The sequence below is a fragment of the Aquimarina ulvae genome (assembly GCF_053613295.3).
In genome coordinates, this window is record NZ_JBSIBP030000003.1 from 96,098 (window position 1) to 121,067 (window position 24,970).

Consider the following 24,970-nt stretch of genomic DNA (forward strand, 5'->3'; position numbering starts at 1 on the left):
ATGAATAAAGGCATTGCCATAACTGGTATGGGAATCATTTCTTCTATCGGAAACACGGTGGAAGAAAATTTTAATGCTTTAAAATCAGTATCCCACGGGATTTCTAGAATAGAAATACTGAAAACGCGTCATAAAGACGAAATCATGGTTGGTGAGATTAAGAAAACCAATAGCGATTTGGAAAAAGAATTAGGATTGGAACCAATGCATAGTTTTTCCAGAACAGCGATGATTGGATCCATTGCTGCAAGAGAAGCTTTACAAGATGCGCAGATTTCTGATATTAATAAATATAGAACAGGTTTTGTTTCTGGAACCAGTGTAGGTGGCATGGATACCACAGAAAAATATTATTTAGGATATACTGAGGTTGAGGATTACAGAAGATTCATTCAAGCGCAACACGCTGGTTTTACAACCCAATCTATTTCTAATTACTTAGGAGTAAATGGGTACGTTTCTACGATTAGTACGGCATGTTCTTCTGCAGCAAATGCCATTATGCTTGGTGCACGAATGATTCAAGCAGGAAAGATTGATAGAATGATCGTTGGTGGTACAGATGCATTATCTAAGTTTACTATTAACGGATTTGGAACATTAATGATTTTGTCTGATTCAGAGTGTACTCCCTTTGACGATAACAGAAAGGGATTAAATCTTGGGGAGGCTGCGGCTTTTTTAGTCTTAGAAAGTGATGAAGTAGTTAAGAAAGAAAGTAAAAAAGTATTAGGTAGGGTTGCAGGTTGGGCTAATGCTAATGACGCGTTTCATCAGACAGCTTCATCATCTGATGGAGAAGGTGCATTTCTAGCAATGAATGAAGCGTTAAAAATAGCAGATGTAAAGGCAAAAGATGTTGATTATATAAATGCACACGGAACGGCAACACCAAATAATGACTTGTCTGAAGGAGTAGCGATGACCAGAATTTTTGGAGAGGACAACACTCCGGTTTTCAGCTCCACAAAAGCCTTTACCGGGCATACACTAGCAGCAGCTGGTTCAGTGGAAGCCGTATATTCATTATTATCACTTCGTGAAAATCTTATTTTTCCTAACCTAAATTTCAAAACTAAAATGAAAGAATTTTCTTTGGTTCCACAAACGGCATTGGTTTCTAAGGAAATGACTACTATTTTGTCAAATTCTTTTGGTTTTGGTGGCAATTGTTCCACTTTAATTTTTACTAAATAATGAGTGATTGTTATATTAATGGTATTGCGTGTATTTCTGCACAGCCTACTACAGATCAAAATACATTTTTAGAGGAAATCATTCCTCATACGGAATCTATATTTAGATCTCACGATCCTAATTATAAAGAGTATATTAAACCTGCGGCTATGCGACGCATGTCTAAATCTGTAAAAATGGGAGTGACTGCTGCATCAATGGCACTCAACCGCTCTGGTGTAGAAATGCCTGATGCGATTATTACTGGTACCGGAATGGGCTGTAAACAAGACTCTGAAAAGTTTCTGGAAAATGTTCTTCATAATGACGAACAGTTTTTAACGCCTACTTTATTTATTCAGTCTACTCATAATACAGTTGGTGGTCAAGTAGCTTTAGGTCTAGGTTGTAAGGCATATAATGTGACCTATGTTCAGGGTGCTGCTTCGTTTGAAATTTCCTTAATGGATGCACAATTAATGCTATCCGAAGAACCTGAAAAAAACATTCTCGTAGGTGGTATTGATGAAGTAGCTAAAAACTCTACGTTACTTCATAAATTAGATGGTCAGATTAAGGCGGATAATATTGAAGTAGTTAAATTGTTGGATTCGGATACTTCGGGTACCGTGGCTAGCGAAGGTGCTACATTTGTAGTATTGGGAGCAAAAAAAACAGATAAAAGTGTAGGCAAACTTGTCAATGTTGAGACCGTAAGTACTGCGACACCAGATGAGATTAAAGCATATATTCAGAAATTTATGCTAGATCAGAATATTTCGGTAGATGATATTGATGCTGTAATTCTAGGAAATAATGGGGATGTAACATACGATAACTACTATAGGGATCTACAAACCACTATTTTTTCTAATACAGAACAACTTTGTTATAAACATCTGATCGGTGACTATCACGTAGCTTCCAGTTTTGGATTTTGGGTGGGTTGTAAAATTTTCGAAACGAATCGGGTACCTGCTATTTTAAAAGTTAATGATGTGGTTGCAAATAAGTACAAAAATATACTGTTGTACAATCAATATTTAGGAAAAAATCATACTATTGCATTGTTACAACGATGCTAATTAGAAAGATAGTTAATATTATATCCATTATTGCCGGTGTTCTTATGATTTCGGCAGTGAGTTTCAATAAACTTCCGTGGTGGAGTTTACTTGTACTGGCGTTTCTTTGGCTACTTATTACTGCCTATGGGGTAACAAATATAAGATCTGGATATTTTCTTAGAAGTTTAAGCGGTAATCCTGGTGTTAAGGGTAAAAAAATAGCAATTACTTTTGATGACGGTCCAGATGTGAATACATTAAAAATCCTAAAAATATTAGATGAATACAATGTCAAAGGGACTTTTTTCTGCATTGGTAAACAAGTAGAAAAACATCCTGAAATACTCAAGAAAATTATTGATGCCAACCACGTAATCGGTAATCATACTTTTTCTCACGATACGATGATCGATCTTTATAGTACTGATAGATTTATTGAAGAAATTGAGGATACAGATGAAATCATCAGAAAAATTTCAGAAAAAACACCCCTATTGTTCAGACCACCGTATGGCATCACCAATCCTAAAATTGCCAGAGCTGTTAAAAAAACAGGACACGCCGTAATCGGGTGGAATAAGAGATCATTTGATACTACGATTCCTTCAGAAAAGGTAATATTAAAAAGAGTTACCAAGAACCTTAAAAGTGGTGATGTGATATTATTACACGATACTAAAAGTATTACGGTGACAGTATTGGAACAATTGTTGCTATTTTTGCAAAGAAACAATTTTACAACCGTTACCATAGATGAACTATTTTCAATTAAGGCATATGTTTAAAAATTTAGTATATATCAGCTGTTTTTTCTGTTTTTCAATGCTTCAGGCTCAGGAAGCAGAACTTTCCAATACAGAAATTGATGCTTTTAAAGAAGGGGTAAGCTCCAGTGCTCAGAAATCTAAAACAATAGTAAATACCTTTGTGCAACTAAAGCATATTGATTTTCTTTCTGACGATATAGAGAGTAGTGGAGATTTATATTTTAGAGCACCTGATATTATCAAATGGTCTTATACAGAACCATATGAATATAGTGTGATTTTTAAAGATAAAAAGTTGTTCATTAATGATGCCGGTAAAAAAAGTGATATAAACCTCGCTTCTAATAAAGTCTTTAAGAAGCTAAATGATTTAATAGCTAAGAGCGTAAGTGGTGACATGCTTGATGAATCGCAGTTTTCCATAATGTTTTTTAAACACGAGAAACGATATATTGCAAAATTATCTCCAAAGGATCAAACGCTAAAAGAGATGTTTAAGGAGATTATTTTGAATTTCGAGTCAGACGATTATCTTGTATCCAGTGTTAAACTTGTAGAACCTTCTGGGGATTATACACTTATAAAATTTCAAAATACTTCTGTAAATAAACCAATTCCTGATGCGATTTTTTCTCATTAGCATATGCATTGTTTCTGTTTTCAGTTGTAAGGTTGCTACCGTAGAAAATTTTACAAAATCTGAACTTACAGCTAGAGACAAGATTGAAAACCCATATTTTTCTAATCAGAAAATTGACTATGTGTATAAAGCTGATATAACGATTTATGGGAATGAATTTAGTGGTATTCTTATTCTAAAAAAGATAGACCTGCAAAATCACCGTATGGTGTTTACCTCGCAATTTGGGAGTACATTTTTTGATATAGAATTTAAAAAAGGAGCGTATAAAATCAATTCGATTGTTGAACAATTGGACCGAAAAATAATTCTGAATACCTTGATTAGAGATTTTTCGTTGTTGGTTAAAGAGAAGGCAACAGTCGTAGAAATTTTTCATAATAAGGAGTATAACGTTCTTAAAAATCAAGAAGACAACCGTAGTAACTATTATTTTTATAATCAATCAGGCTTTGGGTTAGACAAAATAATTCACACGACAAAACGAAATGAAAAGTTTACCATACATTTTAATAATATTTCTGAAGATAAGGTAGCAAAAAATATACGTATTGATCATCAAAATATCAAACTGAATCTAGTATTAAACTTCTTAAAAAAATAATATGTTAATAGCCGATTTATACAAAATTAAAGTAGATGTTGTAAGGGATGGTATACAAACTACGACTATTGCTTTGAATCCCAATAGTAGCGTGTTTAAGGGGCATTTTCCTGGTAATCCAATCACTCCTGGTGTTTGTACCTTACAGATTATTAAGGAGCTAACCGAAAAGAGACTAGGGTGTTCTTTGTTTATGAAAAAAGCTTCAAACGTAAAATTCATGGCCGTTATTAATCCAGAAAAAACTCCGGATTTAATTATTACCAATGATTTTACGGATGGAGAAGATGAGATTAAAGTGAAAAGCATCGTAAAATATGACGACACTATAGCCCTGAAAGTTGTAGTGACTTTTGTTAAAATATAAATGAATTTATATGAAATTTCTAGTTTTATTTATCGGATTGTTGATTACAAATTCTACTGTTAGTGATGTCACACAAGTACGGGAATTGTATAGGAGTGCTAAAGACTCTAAAGTTAATACAGAGAAGTTTCTTGAATTTGTAAAGAATACAGATTACCAAAACGATTTGGTGTTATCTGCCTATTATGGATGCGCGTTAACATTAAAAGCATCTTTTTCTGAAAAAAGAGGAGATAAAATATCTTTTTTTAAACAGGGTAAAAATTTAATCGAAAATGCCATTGAAGCTGCTCCTGATAATATTGAATTAAGGATGATTAGATTAAGTGTGCAAAGCAGTGCTCCAAGGATTACCAGATATTATAGGGAAATAGATGAAGATAAAAACTATCTTATTAATAATATAGACAAGATTACATCTCCAAAATTAAAAGAATTTATAAAAGGTTATATGTCGAAGTCTACTATTTTTGAAAAGTAATCTTTAATCAATCTTTTAATATTCTGAACTCATTAATTCTTCTATACTATAATTATCCTATTTTTGCAACGGTAAAAATAGTATTGTGACCCAATCTACATTAAAAGATAATCGTTTCGAAACACTGAATTGTTGTGTTTTAATACCCACATATAATAATCAGAATACACTGGATCGAGTTATTCAAGGTGTTCTGGAATATACAGATCAGATTATTATTGTTAACGATGGAGCTACGGATGATACTGCTACAATTTTAGAAAAATACCAAGAAAACCTCACGGTTGTCACTTTTTTGAAGAATAAAGGTAAAGGAATGGCATTACGAGAGGGCTTCCAACAAGCACATCGCTTAGGGTATGACTATATGATAACCATTGATAGTGATGGTCAACATTTTCCTAATGACCTGCCTGTTTTTTTGGATGAGCTTGAAAAACAAAACACTAATACCCCATTATTGTTGATTGGTTCTCGTAATATGGATGATCCTTCTGTACCAGGTAAAAGTAGTTTTGGAAATAAATTTTCTAACTTTTGGTATTATATTGAAACAGGTATTAGGCTCAAAGATACCCAATCGGGCTATAGATTATATCCAATAGAAGAAGTCAATAGGCTAAGATTATTTACAACCAAGTTCGAACTAGAAATAGAGGTGATTGTAAAACTTGCCTGGAAAAATGTAGAGGTCCGAAACATACCTATTCAGGTTTTGTATGACGAAACAGAGCGCGTATCGCATTTTAGACCTTTTAAAGATTTTACACGGATTAGTATTCTCAATACCTGGCTAGTTACCTTAACCTTGTTTTTTTACTTGCCAAAGCGACTTATATATCGGGTTAAAAAAAAGGGTTTTAAGAAATACTGGAGAGAAAATGTCCTTAGAAGTAATGAGCCTCCATTAAAAAAAGCAAGTGCTATTGCTCTAGGTCTTTTTATAGGGATCGCTCCTTTTTGGGGTTTTCAAACAATTTTAGCAATATCATTGGCCATAGCTCTAAAGTTAAACAGACCTATCGCATTTTTGTTTTCTAACATTAGTATTCCACCGTTCATTCCTTTTATTATTTATGGTAGTTATCAAATTGGTGCTATTGCCATGGGAAAAGAAATGGATGCGACGCTAAATATTGAAGATATAAGATCAGGTGTTGATGTCTTTAAAAGCATTTGGCAATATATCTTTGGAAGTTTTATTTTAGCATCATTTGTGTCATTGACAGGAGGAATCATTGCGTATTTGTATTTTAGCTTCCGTAAATCCAAAAATAGTGCGACCGATGCATAATTTTTTTCTTTCAGTATATCAATATATCAGACAGAATAGATTAATCGCCTGGCCCATCATTGTAGGCTTTTTTGGAATCTTTGCATTTTTGGCTAGTAATATAAGGTTTGAAGAAGATATTACCAGATTAATCCCTAACAGTGACAAATCTGAAATCACACAGAAAGTTCTGAAAACCGTTTCATTTTCAGATAAAATTGTGGTTAACATTGCAAATAGAGGAAATGATCCAGATGATCTTACAACCTACGCTTCAGTATATGTAGATTCTCTAAACACACACCTTTCTAAATACGTAAAAAAAATTCAGGGTAGCGTAGCGGATGATAATGTGATGGAATTATATGATTTTGTGTATCAGCACCTTCCTTTTTTTCTTTCAGAAACTGATTACGAAAATATCGCTGCTAAGATTAATAAGGACTCTATTACAAAGATCATTGAGAATAATTATAAAACTTTGATTTCTCCAACAGGTTTGGTCACCAAAAAATTTATCGTAAAAGACCCTTTGTCATTAACACCAAAAGGACTTCAAAAACTGGCTCAGCTCCAATTAGGCGATAATTATGACTTGTACAATGGCTTTTTAATAACTAAAGACAGAAAAAACTTATTATTATTCCTTACACCTGAATTAGCCACGAATGAAACTGGAGAAAACACGTTCTTTGTTGAAAGACTGAAAGCGATAACATCCGAACTTAATAAGAAATATTCAGAACAAGCTGAAGCTACTCTGTTTGGCGCTACCTTGTATGCCGTGGCTAATGCCAAACAAATAAAAAGAGATATACAGCTTACTGTAAGTATTGCTATGAGTATTTTGTTACTGATCTTAATTTTGTTTTATCGAAAATTAGCAGTACCACTAATCATTTTTACACCAACCGTTTTTGGTGCAATCTTGGCCATTGCTATTTTATATCTGGTCAAGGGAAAAATATCAGCTATATCCTTGGGTATAGGTTCTGTGTTGCTAGGAATCACGTTGGATTATTCATTGCATATTCTTACGCATTTCAGAAATAACAATAGTGTAAAAGAGCTTTACAGAGATGTATCTATGCCAGTTGTTATGAGTAGTTTGACAACTGCTGTTGCTTTTTTATGTTTGATTTTTGTGAAGTCTGAGGCGCTAAATGATTTAGGGATTTTTGCTGCTGTTAGTGTCGTAGGAGCCTCTGTATTCGCACTTATATTTATTCCGCAGGTGTACCGGTTTTCAGAAAGTAAGAAAACCAAAAGGAAAACATATATTGATAAAATTTCTCAAACAGAATTTCACAAAAGTAAAATACTGATTTCAATAATTGGGTTGAGTTTTATTGTAGGATTGTTTCTTTTTCACAAAGTTGGGTTTAATACAGACCTGAATACAATGAACTATCAACCAGAAGAATTAGTAGCTGCCGAAGAAGATCTGGATAGAATTAATAACAATAAAGCAAAGTCTATTTATTTAGTTTCTTACGGTTCATCACTCAATGAAGCTCTAAATGCCAACAACAAACTGTTTGAAACATTACAGCAAAGAAAAACAGCTAAAGAACTCATTAACTTTAGTTCAGTCGGAGGTGTGGTATTATCACAAGAAACACAAATAGAAAAGATCAAACAATGGAATGATTTCTGGACGAAGCAAAGAATAGATACGCTTACTAATTTATTAAAAGAAAAAGGACGTCTCGTTGGTTTCAAACCTAAAACGTTTACGCAATTTTATACGACACTTAATAAAGAAATAAAACCTATTGGTTTTAATGAGTATCAGAATATCAAAGAATTGTATCTCGATGAGTTTGTTACTAGCGAAAAAGGTTTTTCGACCGTAGTTTCGGCCATAAAAGTAGATCATAAAGATGCTGATAATATAAGTGCTTCTATTGGTAAAGTGAGAAATACTGTCGTAATTGACAGAAAGCAGCTTAACGAAACATTATTAGGAAATCTCAAGAATGATTTTAATTCTTTAATAGGTTATTCTTTAGTAGCGGTTGTCTTATTATTATTGCTGTTTTATAAAGACCCAATGCTAACGTTACTAACAGCTTTGCCAATTGCAGTAACATGGGTAATTACCTTGGGAGTAATGAAAATTTTGGGAATAGATTTCAATATTTTTAATGTAATTATTTCCACGTTTATTTTTGGTCTTGGAGTAGACTATAGCATTTTTATCACCAATGGACTGATCAAAGAGTATACGTATGGAGTAAGACAATTATCTACTTATAAAACATCTATATTATTATCAGTAATCACTACTATTTTAGGAGTTGGTGTCTTGATATTTGCAAAACATCCGGCACTTCGATCTATCTCTATTGTGTCCTTAATAGGAATTATATCAGCGGTTTTAGTGGCATTTACAATACAACCGATGTTGTTTAGACTTTTTATTACCAATCGCGCAAAGAAAGGATTAACCCCGCTAAAAATTCGTCAAACACTATGGTCTCTTTTTAGTTTTGGATATTTTATAGTTGGAGGATTTATTGTTTCGTTACTTAGTAGTCTTATTATTCCTTGGTTTCCTGTTAATAAGAAAAGGAAAATGGCGGTTTTTCATAAGATTGTTTCTAAACTAATGCGGTCAGTTTTATACTCCAATCCATTTGTAAAAAAACGAATATTGAATCCTGAAAATGAGGATTTTGGTAGACACTGTATTATAATAGCAAATCATTCTTCATTTTTGGATATTATTGCTGTTGGAATGCTGTACCCAAAGCTAATATACTTGGTAAAAGATTGGGTATACAATAATCCGGTTTTTGGAAGAGCAGCTAAATTAGCTGGCTTTTATCCGGTTTCTTCAGGTATTGAAGGCGGAGTAGAACACTTGCGCGAAAAAGTAAAACAAGGATATTCTTTAATAGCATTTCCCGAAGGATCAAGAACTGATACTGCCAAGATGAGTAGATTTCATAAAGGATCTTTTTATCTGGCTCAGGAATTAAACTTGGATATAGTACCGGTGGTAATTCATGGAAATGCTCAAGTATCCCCAAAAGGGGATTTTATTATTCACGATGGAGCAGTTCAATTGAAAATTTTACCGCGAATCACCCTAGATGATAAAGAGTTTGGAATTGGTTACGCAGAAAGGACCAAGAAGACAAGTACTTATTTTAGAAACCAGTACTTTGAATTACAAAACGATTTAGAAGGAGTTGATTATTATAAAAAAGCATTATTGAATAATTATAGATATAAAAGTTGCTTTAAAAAAATTCAAAAAGATTATACAATACACAAGGAGAAATATTACAAAGCCGCAAGCTTTGTCAGAAATAATGATAGTGTGCTCCAATATAGCGATGATTATGGTCAGTTTTTATTGTATCTAAGCTTTAAAAGACCTTACACAAAGTTAAAGGGAATCATAGCCAATGATGAGAAGTTATCAATCGCAAAGAATTGTTATACTGCCAAAAGAAACAAAGTCGAATTTGTAAACGAACTACATTTGTCATCGATAAAATTTGATGTACTTTTGCTAAAAACAACCATACCGACGCAACCAGAATATTTAAAAGAATTAATATCTGAAGATATCAATAGAATTATTATATTTTCTGATCATAGTAGTTTTCCCGAATTACTAAAAGCTACTTTTAAAGTGGCGATTGATGATTTCGGGTTAATAGTTTTGAATAGAATAAAATAGATGCAAGAGAAATTTGATGTTATAATTATTGGAAGTGGATTAGGTGGATTGGTATCTGGAAACATTCTTGCCAAAGAGGGTAAAAAAGTATGTGTTTTAGAAAAAAATAATCAATTCGGAGGAAATCTACAGACTTTTGTTAGAGATAAGAGCATATTTGATACGGGTATTCATTATATAGGAGGATTAGGGAAAGGTCAGAATTTATATCAGTACTTTAAGTATTTGGATATCATGGATGATCTGAAGATTAAAAGAATGGATCTCGACGCATATGATGTTGTTTCTTTCGACAATGATGAATTAGAATATCCACACGCACAAGGCTATGACAATTTTGTAAAGCAGTTAGTGAAGTTTTTTCCAGAAGAGGAAAAAGGGATTCGAGCATATGTAAACAAAGTCAAAGATACTTGTTATAAATTTCCTTTATATAATTTGGAACATGGAGATCGATACTATGGAGAAGATTTGTTAACACTAAAAGCAAAAGATTATATTGATAGTGTTGTTAAGAATCCAAAACTAAGAGCTGTTTTGGCAGGTTCCAATTTATTATATGCAGGAGATCCTGAAAAAACACCATTTTATGTTCACGCATTATCTATTAATTCCTATATGGAGAGTGCTTGGCGATGTATTCAGGGCGGAAGCCAGATAGCTAAGCTACTAGTAAAAAGATTCAGAGCACTGGGAGGAAGAATTCATAAATATCAAGAAGTTAATCAATTTAGTTTTGAAGAAGGAAAAGTAGTATCGGTTAGTACAACTAAAGGAGATACTTTTTATGCAGATAATTTTATCTCTAATGTGGATCCAAAACTGACTCTACAAATTATAGGAAAAGAACATTTTAGGAATTTATATTATAAACGAATTCAAAATACTGAAAGTATCATATCTTCTTTCAGTTTATATATAGTTTTCCAAAAAGGAACATTCCCTTACATCAACAAAAACTATTATCATACCCATACACCAGAGAAAGTATGGACTACCCAAAATTATACAGAAGAAAATTGGCCCGAAGCCTATCTTATTTCTACAAATGAAGATCTCAAAAATCCAGGGTACGCTGAGAATTTAACCTCTATCGCTTATATGAGATTTGATGAGGTCGAACCTTGGGCGGATACTTTTAATACTGTGGCACAAAAAAATGATAGAGGAGAGGATTATGAAGAGTTTAAAGAGCGTAAGGTCGAAACATATTTAAAAGAACTAGAGAAAAAATTTCCAAACATAAGATCATGTATAAAATCGGTTCATACTTCTACGCCTTTATCTTACAGGGATTATATAGGTTGTTATGAAGGCTCTATGTATGGTTTTGCAAAGGATGCCGATAATCCTATGAAATCCTTTTTGTCGCCAAGAACTAGAATTCCTAACCTGCTATTTACCGGACAGGGCTTAAATATGCACGGTGTCTTGGGTGTCACTATAAGTGCAGTGGTAACTTGTGGAGAATTGGTGGGCAAGGACTATTTACTGCAACGAATTAAAGATACTTTGGTAGCAAAAGAATTGTCTGATTCATAATGAAAAATACTTTTTATTACATATTTTTTCTGTTTTTCGTTTTAACTGCATCATCTTGTGGTGTAAAGCGGTCATTGGCAGCCAGACCAGATATTACAGGAATTGAAAGTGTCGATACAACAAGAGTAAAACATAGCGAAACATTTTTTACACTCAACAATAATCTCCTTCGAAAGAATGAACAAGGGGTATGGGAAATGTATATAGAAGGTAACCCTTTAGAAAGAGGGGTCGCTGCGGGAAGCTTAGGTAGAGAATTGATTAAAATTCAGGAAGATGCGTTTATAGGAAAAATTACCGAGTTAATTCCATCAGAAACATATCTCAGGTTTTTAAGTAAAATTGTTGCCTGGTACAATCGTAAATTACATCTCAATGTACCAGAAGAATACAAAACTGAAATTTATGGTGTATCCAGATATGCTTCTGATGAGTACAATAACTTTGCGGAACCTTATGTGCGAATGTTATATGCACACGGAGCTCATGATATTGGTCACGCACTACAGGATCTGATGTTAGTAGGGTGTACATCTTTTGCAGCCTGGGATGATAAAACTGTAGACGGAAAGTTATTAATCGGACGTAATTTTGACTTCTATGCAGGAGATGATTTTTCTGAAGAAAAATTAGTCACCTTTATGAATCCTGCAGAAGGATTTAAATTTATGACCTATGGATGGGCAGGAATGATGGGAGCTTTATCTGGAATGAATGAAGAAGGATTAACCGTTACAATCAACGCTGGCAAATCTAAAATTCCGTTGATTGCCAAAACCCCGATATCTATTCTAACCAGAGAGATATTACAATACGCGTCTACCATAGAAGAAGCTATAGCGATTGCAAAAAAGAGAGAAGTGTTTGTTTCGGAGTCTATCATGATTGGTAGCGCAAAGGACAAGCGAGCTGCGTTGATAGAGGTTTCTCCGGATAACTTTGGAGTATATGAGGTTCCTAATTCAAACCAATTGGTGTGCTCCAATCATTTTCAAAGTGATTCGTATACTGAAGATAAACGAAATCAACAAGCAATCGAAGAAAGCCATTCGTTGTATAGATATAAGCGAATGACAGAGCTTTTATCAGAAAAAGATAAGCTAAATCCAGAAAAGGCAGTTGCTATTTTACGCAACAGAGATGGTCTGGATGATAAGCGTATAGGATATGGTAATGAAAAAGCTCTGAATCAAATGCTGGCGCATCATGGTATTGTTTTTCAGCCGGAAGAAAGAAAAGTGTGGGTTTCTACCAATCCATACCAGATGGGAGAATTTGTAGCATATGACTTGGATGACGTTTTTAAAAGATTTAAAGTGAAAAAAGAGGAAACTGTAATCGCTTCAACATCGCTTAATATTCCTGAAGACCCATTCATTCATACACAAAAATATACCAATTATGAGTCGTTTAGGGTATTAAGTAGAAAAATTGAAAGTGTCACAGAAAGTGAAGAAAAAATTTCTGAGGAAGAACTTAGAGAATATGAAATTCTAAACCCTAATTATTGGGCAACATATTTTATACTGGGCAAATATTATTATGTACAGCAAGAGTATAGAAAAGCTTTGATTGCTTTTAAGCAAGCACAGAAAAGAGAAGTAACTACAGTTCCTGACGTAAAAAACATTGAGAAATATATCAGGAAGTGTCAACGAAAAATATAAATTGCACGCGAGACCTGTCGGGTTTTCAAAACCTGACAGGTCTGAAAACAGTAATAAGTATAGGACTATCATAACATGATCCAGAACATAGAACAATCTACACAAACGGAAATATCGAACCTTCAGAATGAAAAACTTCAGGAGTTGGTAAGTTTTGTTTCGCATAACTCACCATATTATAAAAGATTGTTTGCTAATCTTGGTATTTCTAAATCAGCTATCAAAACTGTTGATGATCTTAAAAAACTTCCAATTACGACCAAGGATGATTTACAGGCGTACAACGATGATTTTTTGTGCATTCCTAAATCAGAAATTGTAGATTATGTAACCACTTCTGGAACCTTAGGAAAACCTGTTACGTTTGCACTTACTGAGAAAGATCTACAAAGATTAGCGTATAACGAAGCAACTTCTTTTGAAACAGCAGGAGTTACCAAAACAGATGTGGTACAGTTGACCACGACGTTGGATCGTAGATTTATGGCAGGTCTTGCCTATTTTTTGGGAACCAGAAAGTTAGGAGCAGCCATGGTTCGAGTGGGGTCGGGTATACCCGAACTGCAATGGGATTCTATAGAGCGTTTTCAGTCTACCTATTTAGTAGTAGTACCTTCTTTTTTACTAAAGTTAATTTCTTATGCAGAAGCACATGGTATTGATTATCAAAATTCTTCTGTTAAAGCTGCGATTTGTATCGGAGAGCCCCTAAGAGATCAGGATTTTAATCTAAATACTTTAGGAAGTAAAATTAAGGAGAAGTGGGATATAGATTTATATTCTACCTATGCATCTACAGAAATGAGTACGGCATTTACAGAATGCTCAGAACATAGAGGAGGACACCATCGCCCAGAGCTTATTATCGCTGAAATTTTAGATGAAGATGGTAGTGCAGTAGAAGAAGGAGAAGTAGGAGAGTTAGCGATTACTACCTTAGGTATTGAAGCAATGCCTTTATTGCGATATACCACAGGCGATATGGTACAAGCACATTATGAACCGTGTAAATGTGGTAGAACAACCATGCGTTTAAGCCCGGTTTTGGGTAGAAAGAAGCATATGATTAAGTATAAAGGGACTACTTTATATCCGCAAAGTGTGATCGAGGTACTCACAAGTTTCGAAGGATTGGGTATGTATATAATCGAAGTAGTTATTGGCGACTTAGGAACCGATAAATTATTGATTCATATTTCAGATTCTCTAAGTGCTTTGCAGCAAAAAGAGTTAAAAGAACATTTACGAGCAAATCTTAGAGTAGTACCAGATCTGGTATTGAATTCTAAAGAAGCATTAAAAGCCAAAAAATTCCCAGAGATGAGTCGTAAACCGATTTCTTTTATAGATTCTAGAAAGACTATTCATAATTCTTAGATTTAAGATCGAGATCTGACAGGTTTCCAAATTCTATTAGGTTGTAACATTAAATGACACAAAGGAACTTAAGTCACTAAAAATCATTACGATTACTTGTTTTACCATGTTTTTGTATTGCTCAAAATCATTTGAAATCTTCAAAGAGTGTTCTTAATTTTGATTTAAGATTACCATCATTTCTTTGAGCTTTAGTTTTCTGAATACTATGGGTTAGATTTCTATTCATTCTATTTATCTCAGAAAAATGAAAAATTCTTTATATGCAATTATTGCATTTATAAAAATTGACAACCTCTTGATCATTTTTCAGTTTACTTTCTACATATTTCTTCGACTCTTCCAAAGATAAAGTAGGAACTTGTATTTGCATTGATCTCAATGATAAATCTTTCTGCGGAACAATTAATATCATTTTCCCAATATTTAAATCAAAAATTCGATTATTAACTACGGCATAAGAATTTCGATCACCGGTTATAAGTGCAGTATAACTAATTACATTATTTTTTGTTTTACAGGTCCCTGCAGCCAGGTAATCTGGGTGATTTCTTGAAATTATGTCAGCTTCCATATGGGTTAATCTTTTTTTATCAATATAATCAGTAGAAACAGCTATTATAAAAAAGATATCTTCGTTTAAGTTAGCTATAAAAGGTTTATTAAATTTATTCCTTGTAGCAAAAAAACAATAATAAACAAATTCTTTATCATTAATTGTAACACCCAAATTAACGCCATCAAATCCTAATCCAACAAAACTTTTATCCCCAACTAAGTTGTATTTAGGAACTGGAAAGATACCTCCAGGTTTATTTAAATTTTTGAAATTTTGTAAGTCCATTTCAAAAATTTTTTGATTCCATGATAGTGAATCTCTTCTATACTTTTCATATTTGATTTTTGCTTCCTTATTCCATGTCAATTGGCTATATGACATTTCGCTATGAAAGATTATCATAAAGAAGATTAAAATATTCCTGCTTATACAAACTATTTTCATCTATTATTCGTATTTATTTTTGGGCTGAATCTAAACTTTAAATTCTTTGTGATTCCCAACTTTTTTCTTTATAATTTCGCCGGATAATTCATTCTATATTCCTTGGTATAGGTATCAATCTGCTCTTCAGTTACACCCCATAACTCTTTGATCGCAGAAAAACTTACAACTTGTTTACTTCAGGTATCAAACATGTTACCAAAACTTCTTTTCATTGTAGGACAATTCTTTACATTTCCACCCTGATCTGTACGATTTTTTGTTTAGGAGCTATTATACGATTTGTTATATTTAAATCTTAAATACTCGAAACATTAAAAGAATATAAGAATAAAGTTAATTTAAAATCTAAAAATATTAAAAATTAATAGTTCTTAAAAAATATAAACGTATATAGCTGATTTTTATATATTTAACATGTTGTAACATTATTTAAAACGTTAATACTAATCTTATCGATAGTTTTAAAATATCATAGACCTTTTTATATTATGGATCAACCATTTTTACCATTCTATTCCGATTCCAAGAAGTGTGGTTTTATAATCATAATAAATCATTAACAAGTATTATTGGCTATTTGAACTTTTATTAAAACCTTGTTTTTCATAAAGAAAGAGATAAATTATGTTGAGTAGATATAAATTAGCTCACAAGAGTCACTTAACAGGTCTTTTTTATTTAATAATTATTCATTCAGTGTTCTTGAAAAATTAACAGCTGTTTATTTGTCTGAATATGTTTTTTGTGTTTTTGAGGGAAAATATTCCTTAGAAGATGACGTAGTGTAAACTATGGGTGAGCTGTATTAATGGTAAAAGGATGGATATATTTTAGAGAACAGTCCTGACAGGTTTTCAAAACCCGTCAGGACTTTTAAAATAGAGTTTTTATAAATTGAGTATTTATTTTTCTGGTTTTCAGTAAAAAAAAAAAGGGCTTGTTATATGAAGTAAATAATTTTTCATACTTACGTAACGATTTAAATAGTATTTATCATAAATTTAAGGACATTTAATGTAAGTCTATTTATTAGAAGTATCTTTTAAAAGATAGCATTAGATGTTTATTTACATACCCATACTCCATATTTTGTAAACTTATTTTAATAATAATACTAATTTAAATCAAAAACAAAAATGAATCCAGACAAAAAACACAATCCCGACAAAACGAATACAGTTAAATCAGATGTAGCTGCAGAATGGACAGCAGCATGGAGAGAACAATGTCCTGATAATTGCAGAGCTTTTTTGATACCTGCTGTTGATTTAATCGAAGTATTAAACGAAATGGGTATTCTGGGTAATAAAGCAGCAGCAAAGGCTCAGAAAAAAGCTTCTAAAAATAGATTAGATGTACGAGCCTATATGGCGATCGGATCTGAAGATGGCGGTCCGGTAGAAGAGAGGCTATTAATCGTAGGTACACAAGAAGTGGACGGCGTGTATAGAGATATTATTGATGGAGAGATAGATGGGAAATCAGCAGGCTTAGCAGATGGCCCTAGTAGTGGTATTTATGATGTAACTGCTCCTTGTCCGCCTGCTTGTGATGATCTTAGCCCTCTAAATTAAAATATGAATGTTAGTTTTTAAATTTCTAGTTTATATTGGGAATATTTTCTTAATTTTTAATACTATTATATACGTGAAAGCTTTATGTAAAAATAAAGCTTTCCAAGTTTTTACAGTGTTTCTTTCGAGTATATCATTAATCCAGACTAGTATGGTAGTACTGGGGTTTATTATGCATTTGAATAATTTATTTCTCAACAATATTTTTTTGGTAGTACAATTTATTATTCTATCAACATTTTATCAAATTTTGTTAAAAAAGAAAACATTAGCATTTGTAACGTTAGCTGTTTTTTTGTTTCTATGTTATCAGTATGTAAATGATTTAAATTTATTTTATAGATATAATTCTATAGGTATTACTTTAACTCAATCTATTTTGATTGTTTATTCAATATATTATCTTTATAAATCTTTACAAAATGTAAAACCTCAATTCCTTTTTGTAAACATAGGATTGTTTCTATACCTTCTTGGTAGTACACTAATATTTGCTTCTGGAAATTTAGTTTTTAATGCGAATATTCCAGAAAAAACCTATTTACTGTTGTTGAAGTTAAATGCAATATTGTATATTATTTTTCAAATCCTAATCTTTATTGAATGGAGAAAGAATTACTACAAGAAGATTCCCAAATCATAGTGGTTATCTTAATTGCTATTATGGTATTGCTATTAATGGCGGTATCTCTGGTGCTTTTCTTTTTCTTTTCGCGTAAAAAAATAATTGCTGCAGAACTAGAAAAGGCAAATCTGGAGATCTCTTACCAAAAAGATTTGTTACACAGCACTATAGAAACGCAAGAAGAAGAACGTAAACGAATAGCACAGGATTTACATGACGCTATCAGCGCAAAATTGAATGTAGTAAGTCTTAGTACCAATGTATTAATCGATGGTACACTAAATAAAGAAGAGCAGGAACAGACGCTACAGCATATTCTATCGGTTACTACAAAAACCTTAGAAAGTTCCAGAAGATTAGCACATAATCTTTTACCGCCAATTTTAGAAAATTTTGGGCTTCAGGCGGCGATAGAAGAACTCTGCGATGAGTTTATAAGTAGTAAAAAGGTAACAGTAGATTATAAGATTATATATAATAATTTATTGTCTAAAAGAAATGAATTGCATATCTTCAGAATAATTCAGGAACTATTAAATAATTCGGTAAGACATGGTCAAGCCACTCACGTAATTTTAAATATTAAAGAAGATAATGAACAACTACATCTTACATATTCAGATGATGGAAAAGGATTCGACATAGCATCTGTAAGTAAAAATAAGGGAATAGGACTCAGAAATATTGAAAGTAGAGTAGACATACTCGATGGGAAGCTTTCATATCATAGTGAGATCGGTAATGGAGCAATGTTTACTATTAGCACTAAAAAACTTCAACCATGAAAAAAGACATCATTAAACTAGCGATTGCCGATGACGAAACATTATTTAGACAAGGAATCACTTTCATCCTGGACAAAGAAAGTAATATAGAAATAAGTATTCAGGCAGAGAATGGTAATGACCTCATCAAACAATTAAATCTAACCAGAGATTTACCCGAGATTATTTTAATGGATTTAAAAATGCCGGATCTTAACGGGGTAGAAACCACTAAGATTGTTAAGAAGAAATTCCCTGAAATTAAAATTATTGCACTAACCAGTTATTATAGCAAACCTTTTATTACGAATATGATGCAACAGGGTGCCGTAGCTTATCTGGCCAAAAATGCAACCCCAACAGAGGTGATAAATACGATAAACCACGTGGCAATTAAAGGGTTTTACTATGACGAAAGTGTGATGAGTATTTTGGAAGAAGCTTCTTTAAAAACGAATAAAACGTTCAAAGATGACGAATATTTAACCAAGCGTGAACGAGAAGTATTAAAACTAATTTGTGAGCAAAAAACTACTACAGAAATAGCAGAACAATTATTTATAAGTCCAAGAACTGTTGAAGGACACCGTAATAATTTATTGGTAAAAACAGGTTCTAAAAACATTGCCGGATTGGTAATTCACGCTATAGAAAATCAAATTTTTGTTAGGAATCAATATATCTGATATTACCTTAGTATATTGAAGTATTTATAATATCTGGGCTTGCAGATTTTTATTAATTAAAATAACATAAAAATTCCCTATTAACATATTTTTATGTTAATAAGACGTATCAAAGGTTAAAACCCGTTAAAGCCCTTGACAAAATCGCTATTCGCTATATATTAATAGTGTTGATTTATTAAAACAATGTAATCAGCATTTCGGATTTGATGGCGTAACGTCTTGAATTCGTTATAATTTGAAATCTTGAAGAGTTAAAGGATGTATAGTATAGACATTTTAATTGTTATCATTGTAATAGCAATTTTCGTGGCAAGTGCTATTGCCGATTAACTTTTTTCATTCGCTTATAGATTATTAGAGTATGATTCCTTGAAATAGGATTGGATTTTAGATTTTTTTCAAAACTAATTTTTAACATTTAAAACTAAAGTATGTCAAACAACAGTAACACAATAATCGGATTAGTAGCAGGAGCAGCATTAGGAGCAGTATCAGCATTATTATTCGCACCCGATTCAGGAAAAAATACAAGAAAGAAAATAAAGGTTAAAGTAAAAGATACTAAAGATGACTTAGCCGAACGAGCCAATAAAATATCAGATGAATTAACTTCAAAATTCCATTCTCAAAAAGCTGAGTTTTCGAAAGAAATAGATGGATTGGTAGGAGATATGAGTCTTAAAGCAGATGATGTAATCGTTACACTGGAGAAAAAATTGGAAACGTTGAGAAAAAGAAATGAAAAGATTAATGCTAACTAACGGCCTGTTAACGTCATTCATGATTTAAGTAGAATTAAGAAGAGTTAGTATTTAATAATTTCAAAAACAACCGCATGAAAATTTTTAATAAAATACCATTTGTAGTTTTATTATTCAACTTTGTAACTATTAGTGCACAGGAGCACAATATGGAAGTGATGAAGGAAACTACAGTAAAAACTTACAACTTAGATAAAGGAGATATGACAATTCCTTATGAAGTTACCATATGGAATAAAGAATTAGATCCTATTAAGTTAGAAAAAAATGATGAAAATAAAGTGAATCAAGGTCGAGCTGACACTCAGGAAAGAATTACTAAGGTGATCAAAATTGATGATCAGTATGACAATTCTTTTGATAACACCATTCAAGTATCATACTTAAAGAAGGCAGATAAAGATTTTAAAATTATGCCAACTGACGAGGGGTTCATGATTATGGTAAAGGGTGAAGAACTTAGATATTCTGTTAGAAATAAGGATTATAAAGTAAAAGAATCATCTAAAAAGGATTTCTTTACAATAGAGAAAATGTCAGACTCTAAATAAAATTTTTAAAAAATCTTATATTGATTGAAAGTTCGGGTTGCATTTAAATTAGTTTTGAATGTTGACCCGGATTTTTTTACATACCAATACTACTCTCTCATTCAGGCAATTTATAGTAAAAAATAAAAAAATATCCCCACCATCTTTTATTTTGAATTTTTTGCGTATTTCCGAAACACTTTCAGGAAAGTTACGTGTAGTAATATTTGCCTTTATAAACTTCTCTTTCTTTAAAACTTGTTTTCGATAGGGCAGAATTGATATTATTTGGAAACTTCTTCCTGGAAAAATAATCAACTCATTGGATGTGTATAAATGTGAATGTTGATGAAGTTTTTGTGCGCTAAGAATCCTTGTGACACTTTTGAAACCTCCAGCTTTCATAATGGCGGCATTTGGCTCGTAAAGGTACTTTTTGGGTAAAGATAATTCAGCAGAAATATTGTTTTCGTTTTCTAACAAAAAAGAGAACTTTTGGCTGTGACTATCTATTATATTAATAGATTTAATCATAACCGCATCTTTAATATTTTTTTCTAAAACCCAGAGTAATTCTTTTACTTCATTCTGTACAGCTACAACGTGAATTTCTTTTACGAATTCTAACGAATTTAATCCTGCTCGAATATCCAATAGCGGAGAGGTTTTTATTAATATTTTATTAGACTTAGAAAACAAAAAATCTAGGTTTTTGGGTACATTAGGCAAACAATCTTCCATAAAAAAAACTTTACCTTTATTATCATTTCTTCTAGATGGATCTATATAAATCCATTCAGCTTTACTAAGGTTTTCAAGAGTTTTTAATCCGTCTCCCAGTATAGTCTTTACACTAGTCGATCCTAAAACTTTAAAATTATGAGAAGCTATTTCGTTTAATTCCGCGTTTAGCTCACAATGAATAACCTGCGTTATTTTTTTTGAAAAATAATAGGCATCGATGCCAAAACCTCCAGTAAGATCTATTAGCAGATCACCAGAAACAAGGCTACTTTTATAGATTGCAGTAGCTGCAGAAGAAGTCTGTTCCAGGTTTAGGGTTGGTGGGTAATAAATACCTTTTGTTTGGCTCCATATGGGAAGTTTTTTTTTTGCTTTTAACCTACCATTTATTTGTTGTGCCAATTCCTGAGGACTTACATTATCAAATGGGATTCCAGAAAGAATTAACTTTGTAAGATCGATATTTGTTTCAGATTTTTTAAAAATATAATCCTGTACTTCTGTATGTAGAATTTGGGTATTCAATTACTATAATTCTTTAGTCAGTTGTTTTACGATCTTATATTCAGACAAAAATTCTTTGGCAACAACTTTAATTGCAGTATAAAAAGGCACTGCCACGATGAGTCCTCCAATACCAAATAAAGCTCCAAAAATAAGAATTGCTAGAAAAATTTCTAAAGGATGTGATTTTACACTATTTCCAAAAATTAACGGTTGGTTGAGGAAATTATCAATTAATTGTATCACAATGTACCCGATGAGAATATATGTTAATTTTGGTAAGATTATGGATTGAAAATCATATCCCAAATTACTGGTGGTAGCTAAGGTCAATACCAAAGCTCCACCAAACAGAGGTCCAATATATGGAATCAAATTAAATATAGCAGCAATTAAGGCAACAGCAATTGCATTATTGACTCCGAAAATCAATAACAAAACTGAATATAGTAAGAACAGGATTAATACCTGAAGTAACAGCCCTACAAAATAACGAGATAAGAGATCTTTAATTTTATTAAATGCTCTTCTAAATCGCGTTTCATTCTTTGACTTTGCAAAAACCAACATACTATTCACTAATAGTTTGCTATCTTTTAATAAGAAAAATGAAATAAACAAAACAGAGAATAACCCTATTAACACAGCACCAAAACCACTTAAAAAGGTATTAATAGCATTAGGTATTGCTTTCAAATTTAAAGATTCGATAAAATCGGTTTGTTTCATCAACTCTTCAAAGTTTAATTTTTCTATATTAAAATAATCGCTGATTTCCTGATTTAAACGATCTAGATCATCACTCACTTCGTTAATGTCTATAGTACCAATCAATTGACCTTGTTCCGTAATAATGGGAACGAACAGTAAAAAAAGACTTAAAAATAACCCTATTGTGATAAATAAAGCAAAGACTACTGCTAGTGTATTATGGAATTTCAATCGCTTTTTTAGAAATAAAACGAGCGGTCTCCCCATAAGAGAAATTACTGCTGCAAAAGTAATGTAGAGCAGAATAGATTGTATTTTATATAAAAACCAAAGTAGTGCCAAGATACCAACAATTACGGCAATAGCTCTAAGAATACCGTATGCGATTGTTTTAGAATTCATATGTTACATGTTTTCAGGTAAATGTAAATTTTTCTAGAGTATATCTATTTCTATAATTATTTTTCATGACCCATCAACTGCCTGGTGATCTCATAAAGAGCCACACCTGTTGCTATGGCCACGTTCATACTACTATTGGTGCCATACATATTGATATGTACACATTTAGTAACTTTTGCTAAAATATCTTCAGAAATTCCTGAGTTTTCTTCTCCAATGACCAAAGCAATTTTATCCTTTGAAGAAAAAGTATACTTGGCAACCGGAATACTATTTTCGGTAATTTCTAAACCAATAATCCTATAACCATCAGCAATTAGGGTATCGATCACTGGTAGAATAGCATCTGTGGTCTGATAAGGTATGATCTCGTGAGTGGCTCTTGCCGTCCGTTGCATTCTTTTACTTATTATGGTGATATCTTCTCCACAAAAAATGATCTTTTCAATACCAAAACTATCAGCAATCCTAAAAATACTACCAATATTAGCTGGAGAATTGACTCGGTCGCAAACCAGTGTAATAGGAAATTGTTTTTTTACAAAAGTTGTGGTATCGTGCTGTAACTGTTCTGCCATTTAGTTAATTCTCAAAAGCGTATTTGATAATGTTTGCTCCCATTTTTAATGCTTTTTGACGCACTTCTTCAGGGTCATTATGAATCTCAGGGTTCTCCCATCCATCACCCAGATCACTTTCAAAAGTAAACAACAGAACTAGTCTTCCTTCGTGTATGATTCCAAACGCCTGAGGTCTTTCTCCATCATGTTCATGTATTTTTGGCAACCCTTGTGGAAAAGTATAATTAGCTGAAAAAATAGGATGTGATGCAGGTAATTCTATCAATTCCTTCTCAGGAAAAATCTTTACCAATTCCTTTTTGATATATGGTGCCATCCCGTAATTATCATCGATATGTAGAAACCCTCCGCTTAGTAGATAATTTCGAAGGTTTTCTGCATCTTGCTCTGTAAAAAACACATTACCATGACCCGTCATATGGATATACGGATACTGAAAAATGTCTAAACTTTCTGGTTTTACAGTTTTTGGCTTCGGACTTATTGCAGTACGAATATTCTGGTTACAAAAACTAATTAGGTTTGGCAATGCTGTAGGATTGCTATACCAATCACCACCGCCATTGTATTGCAATATTGCAATATCTTGGCCAAACATAACTCCCGAAAACAACAAAAGGAAAATAAACCGTGTAAGCTTTGTGATCATCATCGTCTAAATAATAGAGTCTAAAAGTACTAAAATAAACGAGATGATAAGAAACCTTTTGATAGTATTAACGATCACAATTTATTCAAATACCACTGCTCAACACGATAGTAAATCGATTGTGGTTATGGAATTATTCACCTCTCAGGGTTGTAGTAGTTGCCCTCCAGCAGATGAACTATTAGATGTTATAAAAGATACATATGAATATAATAATGTATTTGTTTTATCGTACCATGTAGATTATTGGAACCGATTGGGATGGAAAGATCCTTTTAGTACAGAGGTATTTAGTGATTATCAAAGAGATTATGCGGAACAGTTTAAAAGTCGATCGATTTATACTCCTCAATTAGTGGTCAATGGCAGCGAACATTTTACAGGATCTAATCGCTCAAAAGCATTAGAAGCTATTGATCGGTATTCAAAATCCACACCAGGTAATTCCATCAAATTAATGAATCTTAAAAATGATGACCAGCAGATTGTTTTAGAATATGATATTGAAGGTTCTACGTTTGATCAAGTTACCTTCGCATTGGTAGTATCGAAACGAATTACAGAAATTAATAGAGGAGAAAATAGAAACAAAACACTTAGCAACTCCAATATTGTAGCCAATCGTTTGGTTATGAAAGATGCATCTGGATGGGTTACCATCCTAGTCCCTAATTGGATTGACGAAAAAGATAAATTGTCGATTATTGCGTACACGCAGAATAACGAGTTGGAAATTACGGGAGCAAGCAGTACAAACATCTAATTAAGAAAAGTA

23 protein-coding genes are annotated in these 24,970 nt (G+C 32.5%); 18 read left to right on the plus strand and 5 right to left on the minus strand.

All coding sequences use genetic code 11. The features are described from left to right. The 12 genes from ACWGOQ_RS07310 (at nucleotide 1) to flxY (ending at nucleotide 14,655) form a co-directional block, all read left to right on the plus strand. Complete coding sequence (locus ACWGOQ_RS07310; protein ID WP_452057297.1) at nucleotides 1-1,197, plus strand: beta-ketoacyl-[acyl-carrier-protein] synthase family protein; 1,197 nt, start codon at nucleotides 1-3, stop codon at nucleotides 1,195-1,197. Then, nucleotides 1,197-2,261 carry a beta-ketoacyl synthase N-terminal-like domain-containing protein gene (locus ACWGOQ_RS07315; protein ID WP_452057298.1) on the plus strand — a complete coding sequence of 355 codons (1,065 nt, stop codon included), beginning with the start codon at nucleotides 1,197-1,199 and terminating at the stop codon, nucleotides 2,259-2,261. The genes ACWGOQ_RS07310 and ACWGOQ_RS07315 overlap by 1 nt, the downstream gene beginning before the upstream one ends. Then, nucleotides 2,255-3,028: a polysaccharide deacetylase family protein gene (locus ACWGOQ_RS07320; protein ID WP_452057299.1), complete on the plus strand. Its 774-nt coding sequence runs from the start codon at nucleotides 2,255-2,257 to the stop codon at nucleotides 3,026-3,028. The genes ACWGOQ_RS07315 and ACWGOQ_RS07320 overlap by 7 nt, the downstream gene beginning before the upstream one ends. Then, nucleotides 3,021-3,650 (plus strand): flexirubin biosynthesis/transport protein LolA2, encoded by a 630-nt coding sequence (gene lolA2, locus ACWGOQ_RS07325; protein ID WP_452057300.1) that lies wholly within the window; start codon nucleotides 3,021-3,023, stop codon nucleotides 3,648-3,650. Before ACWGOQ_RS07320 ends, lolA2 begins: the two co-directional genes overlap by 8 nt. Beyond that, on the plus strand, nucleotides 3,631-4,254 hold the full coding sequence (lolB2, locus tag ACWGOQ_RS07330; protein WP_452057301.1) for a flexirubin biosynthesis protein LolB2: 624 nt from the start codon (nucleotides 3,631-3,633) through the stop codon (nucleotides 4,252-4,254). Before lolA2 ends, lolB2 begins: the two co-directional genes overlap by 20 nt. A 1-nt stretch (nucleotide 4,255) precedes the next feature. Further along, a complete protein-coding gene (locus ACWGOQ_RS07335) occupies nucleotides 4,256-4,621 on the plus strand; it encodes an ApeI family dehydratase (RefSeq protein WP_452057302.1) in 366 nt (121 codons plus the stop codon). 10 nt (nucleotides 4,622-4,631) lie between these two features. Next, on the plus strand, nucleotides 4,632-5,102 hold the full coding sequence (locus ACWGOQ_RS07340; protein ID WP_452057303.1) for a hypothetical protein: 471 nt from the start codon (nucleotides 4,632-4,634) through the stop codon (nucleotides 5,100-5,102). 85 nt (nucleotides 5,103-5,187) lie between these two features. Next, on the plus strand, nucleotides 5,188-6,396 hold the full coding sequence (locus ACWGOQ_RS07345) for a DUF2062 domain-containing protein (protein ID WP_452057304.1): 1,209 nt from the start codon (nucleotides 5,188-5,190) through the stop codon (nucleotides 6,394-6,396). Further along, the gene (locus ACWGOQ_RS07350; RefSeq protein ID WP_452057305.1) at nucleotides 6,389-10,069 is read left to right on the plus strand and encodes an MMPL family transporter; all 3,681 of its coding nucleotides are present in this window, start codon (nucleotides 6,389-6,391) and stop codon (nucleotides 10,067-10,069) included. Before ACWGOQ_RS07345 ends, ACWGOQ_RS07350 begins: the two co-directional genes overlap by 8 nt. After that, entirely contained in the window at nucleotides 10,070-11,611 is a 1,542-nt protein-coding gene (locus ACWGOQ_RS07355; protein WP_452057306.1) for a phytoene desaturase family protein, read from the plus strand. After that, nucleotides 11,611-13,278, plus strand: coding sequence for a C45 family autoproteolytic acyltransferase/hydrolase (locus tag ACWGOQ_RS07360; RefSeq protein WP_452057307.1), 1,668 nt, complete (start codon nucleotides 11,611-11,613; stop codon nucleotides 13,276-13,278). The genes ACWGOQ_RS07355 and ACWGOQ_RS07360 overlap by 1 nt, the downstream gene beginning before the upstream one ends. A gap of 75 nt (nucleotides 13,279-13,353) precedes the next feature. After that, nucleotides 13,354-14,655, plus strand: a complete 1,302-nt coding sequence (gene flxY / locus ACWGOQ_RS07365) for a flexirubin biosynthesis putative acyl-CoA ligase FlxY (RefSeq protein ID WP_452057308.1) — start codon at nucleotides 13,354-13,356, stop codon at nucleotides 14,653-14,655. Between the two features lie 259 nt (nucleotides 14,656-14,914). Here the strand turns inward: flxY and ACWGOQ_RS07370 are convergent, their stop codons facing one another. After that, nucleotides 14,915-15,595: a hypothetical protein gene (locus tag ACWGOQ_RS07370; RefSeq protein ID WP_452057309.1), complete on the minus strand. Its 681-nt coding sequence runs from the start codon at nucleotides 15,593-15,595 to the stop codon at nucleotides 14,915-14,917. A 1,202-nt stretch (nucleotides 15,596-16,797) separates the two neighbouring features. On the opposite strand from ACWGOQ_RS07370, the gene ACWGOQ_RS07375 reads away from it, so the two are divergent. From ACWGOQ_RS07375 to ACWGOQ_RS07395, 5 genes are all read left to right on the plus strand, one after another. After that, nucleotides 16,798-17,235, plus strand: a complete 438-nt coding sequence (locus ACWGOQ_RS07375; protein WP_452057310.1) for a hypothetical protein — start codon at nucleotides 16,798-16,800, stop codon at nucleotides 17,233-17,235. A 603-nt stretch (nucleotides 17,236-17,838) separates the two neighbouring features. Beyond that, nucleotides 17,839-18,645, plus strand: a complete 807-nt coding sequence (locus ACWGOQ_RS07380) for a sensor histidine kinase (protein ID WP_452057311.1) — start codon at nucleotides 17,839-17,841, stop codon at nucleotides 18,643-18,645. Beyond that, nucleotides 18,642-19,310, plus strand: a complete 669-nt coding sequence (locus tag ACWGOQ_RS07385; protein ID WP_452057312.1) for a response regulator — start codon at nucleotides 18,642-18,644, stop codon at nucleotides 19,308-19,310. Before ACWGOQ_RS07380 ends, ACWGOQ_RS07385 begins: the two co-directional genes overlap by 4 nt. Before the next feature lie 434 nt (nucleotides 19,311-19,744). Then, entirely contained in the window at nucleotides 19,745-20,074 is a 330-nt protein-coding gene (locus ACWGOQ_RS07390; protein WP_452057313.1) for a YtxH domain-containing protein, read from the plus strand. Between the two features lie 74 nt (nucleotides 20,075-20,148). Further along, a complete protein-coding gene (locus tag ACWGOQ_RS07395; RefSeq protein ID WP_452057314.1) occupies nucleotides 20,149-20,625 on the plus strand; it encodes a hypothetical protein in 477 nt (158 codons plus the stop codon). A 48-nt stretch (nucleotides 20,626-20,673) separates the two neighbouring features. On the opposite strand, the gene ACWGOQ_RS07400 is transcribed toward ACWGOQ_RS07395, so the two are convergent. Genes ACWGOQ_RS07400 through ACWGOQ_RS07415 form a run of 4 tightly spaced genes read right to left on the minus strand, consistent with a single transcriptional unit; the run spans nucleotide 20,674 to nucleotide 24,195 of the window. Next, nucleotides 20,674-21,873, minus strand: a complete 1,200-nt coding sequence (locus ACWGOQ_RS07400; RefSeq protein ID WP_452057315.1) for a THUMP-like domain-containing protein — start codon at nucleotides 21,871-21,873, stop codon at nucleotides 20,674-20,676. A 3-nt stretch (nucleotides 21,874-21,876) separates the two neighbouring features. Then, on the minus strand, nucleotides 21,877-22,965 hold the full coding sequence (locus ACWGOQ_RS07405; RefSeq protein WP_452057316.1) for an AI-2E family transporter: 1,089 nt from the start codon (nucleotides 22,963-22,965) through the stop codon (nucleotides 21,877-21,879). Between the two features lie 56 nt (nucleotides 22,966-23,021). Beyond that, on the minus strand, nucleotides 23,022-23,543 hold the full coding sequence (locus tag ACWGOQ_RS07410) for a TrmH family RNA methyltransferase (RefSeq protein ID WP_452057317.1): 522 nt from the start codon (nucleotides 23,541-23,543) through the stop codon (nucleotides 23,022-23,024). 4 nt (nucleotides 23,544-23,547) lie between these two features. Next, nucleotides 23,548-24,195 (minus strand): DUF4159 domain-containing protein, encoded by a 648-nt coding sequence (locus ACWGOQ_RS07415; protein ID WP_452057940.1) that lies wholly within the window; start codon nucleotides 24,193-24,195, stop codon nucleotides 23,548-23,550. A 43-nt stretch (nucleotides 24,196-24,238) separates the two neighbouring features. Here ACWGOQ_RS07415 and ACWGOQ_RS07420 point away from each other — a divergent pair, with 43 nt between their 5' ends. Then, nucleotides 24,239-24,958 carry a DUF1223 domain-containing protein gene (locus ACWGOQ_RS07420; RefSeq protein WP_452057318.1) on the plus strand — a complete coding sequence of 240 codons (720 nt, stop codon included), beginning with the start codon at nucleotides 24,239-24,241 and terminating at the stop codon, nucleotides 24,956-24,958. Nucleotides 24,959-24,970: the final 12 nt, after the last annotated feature.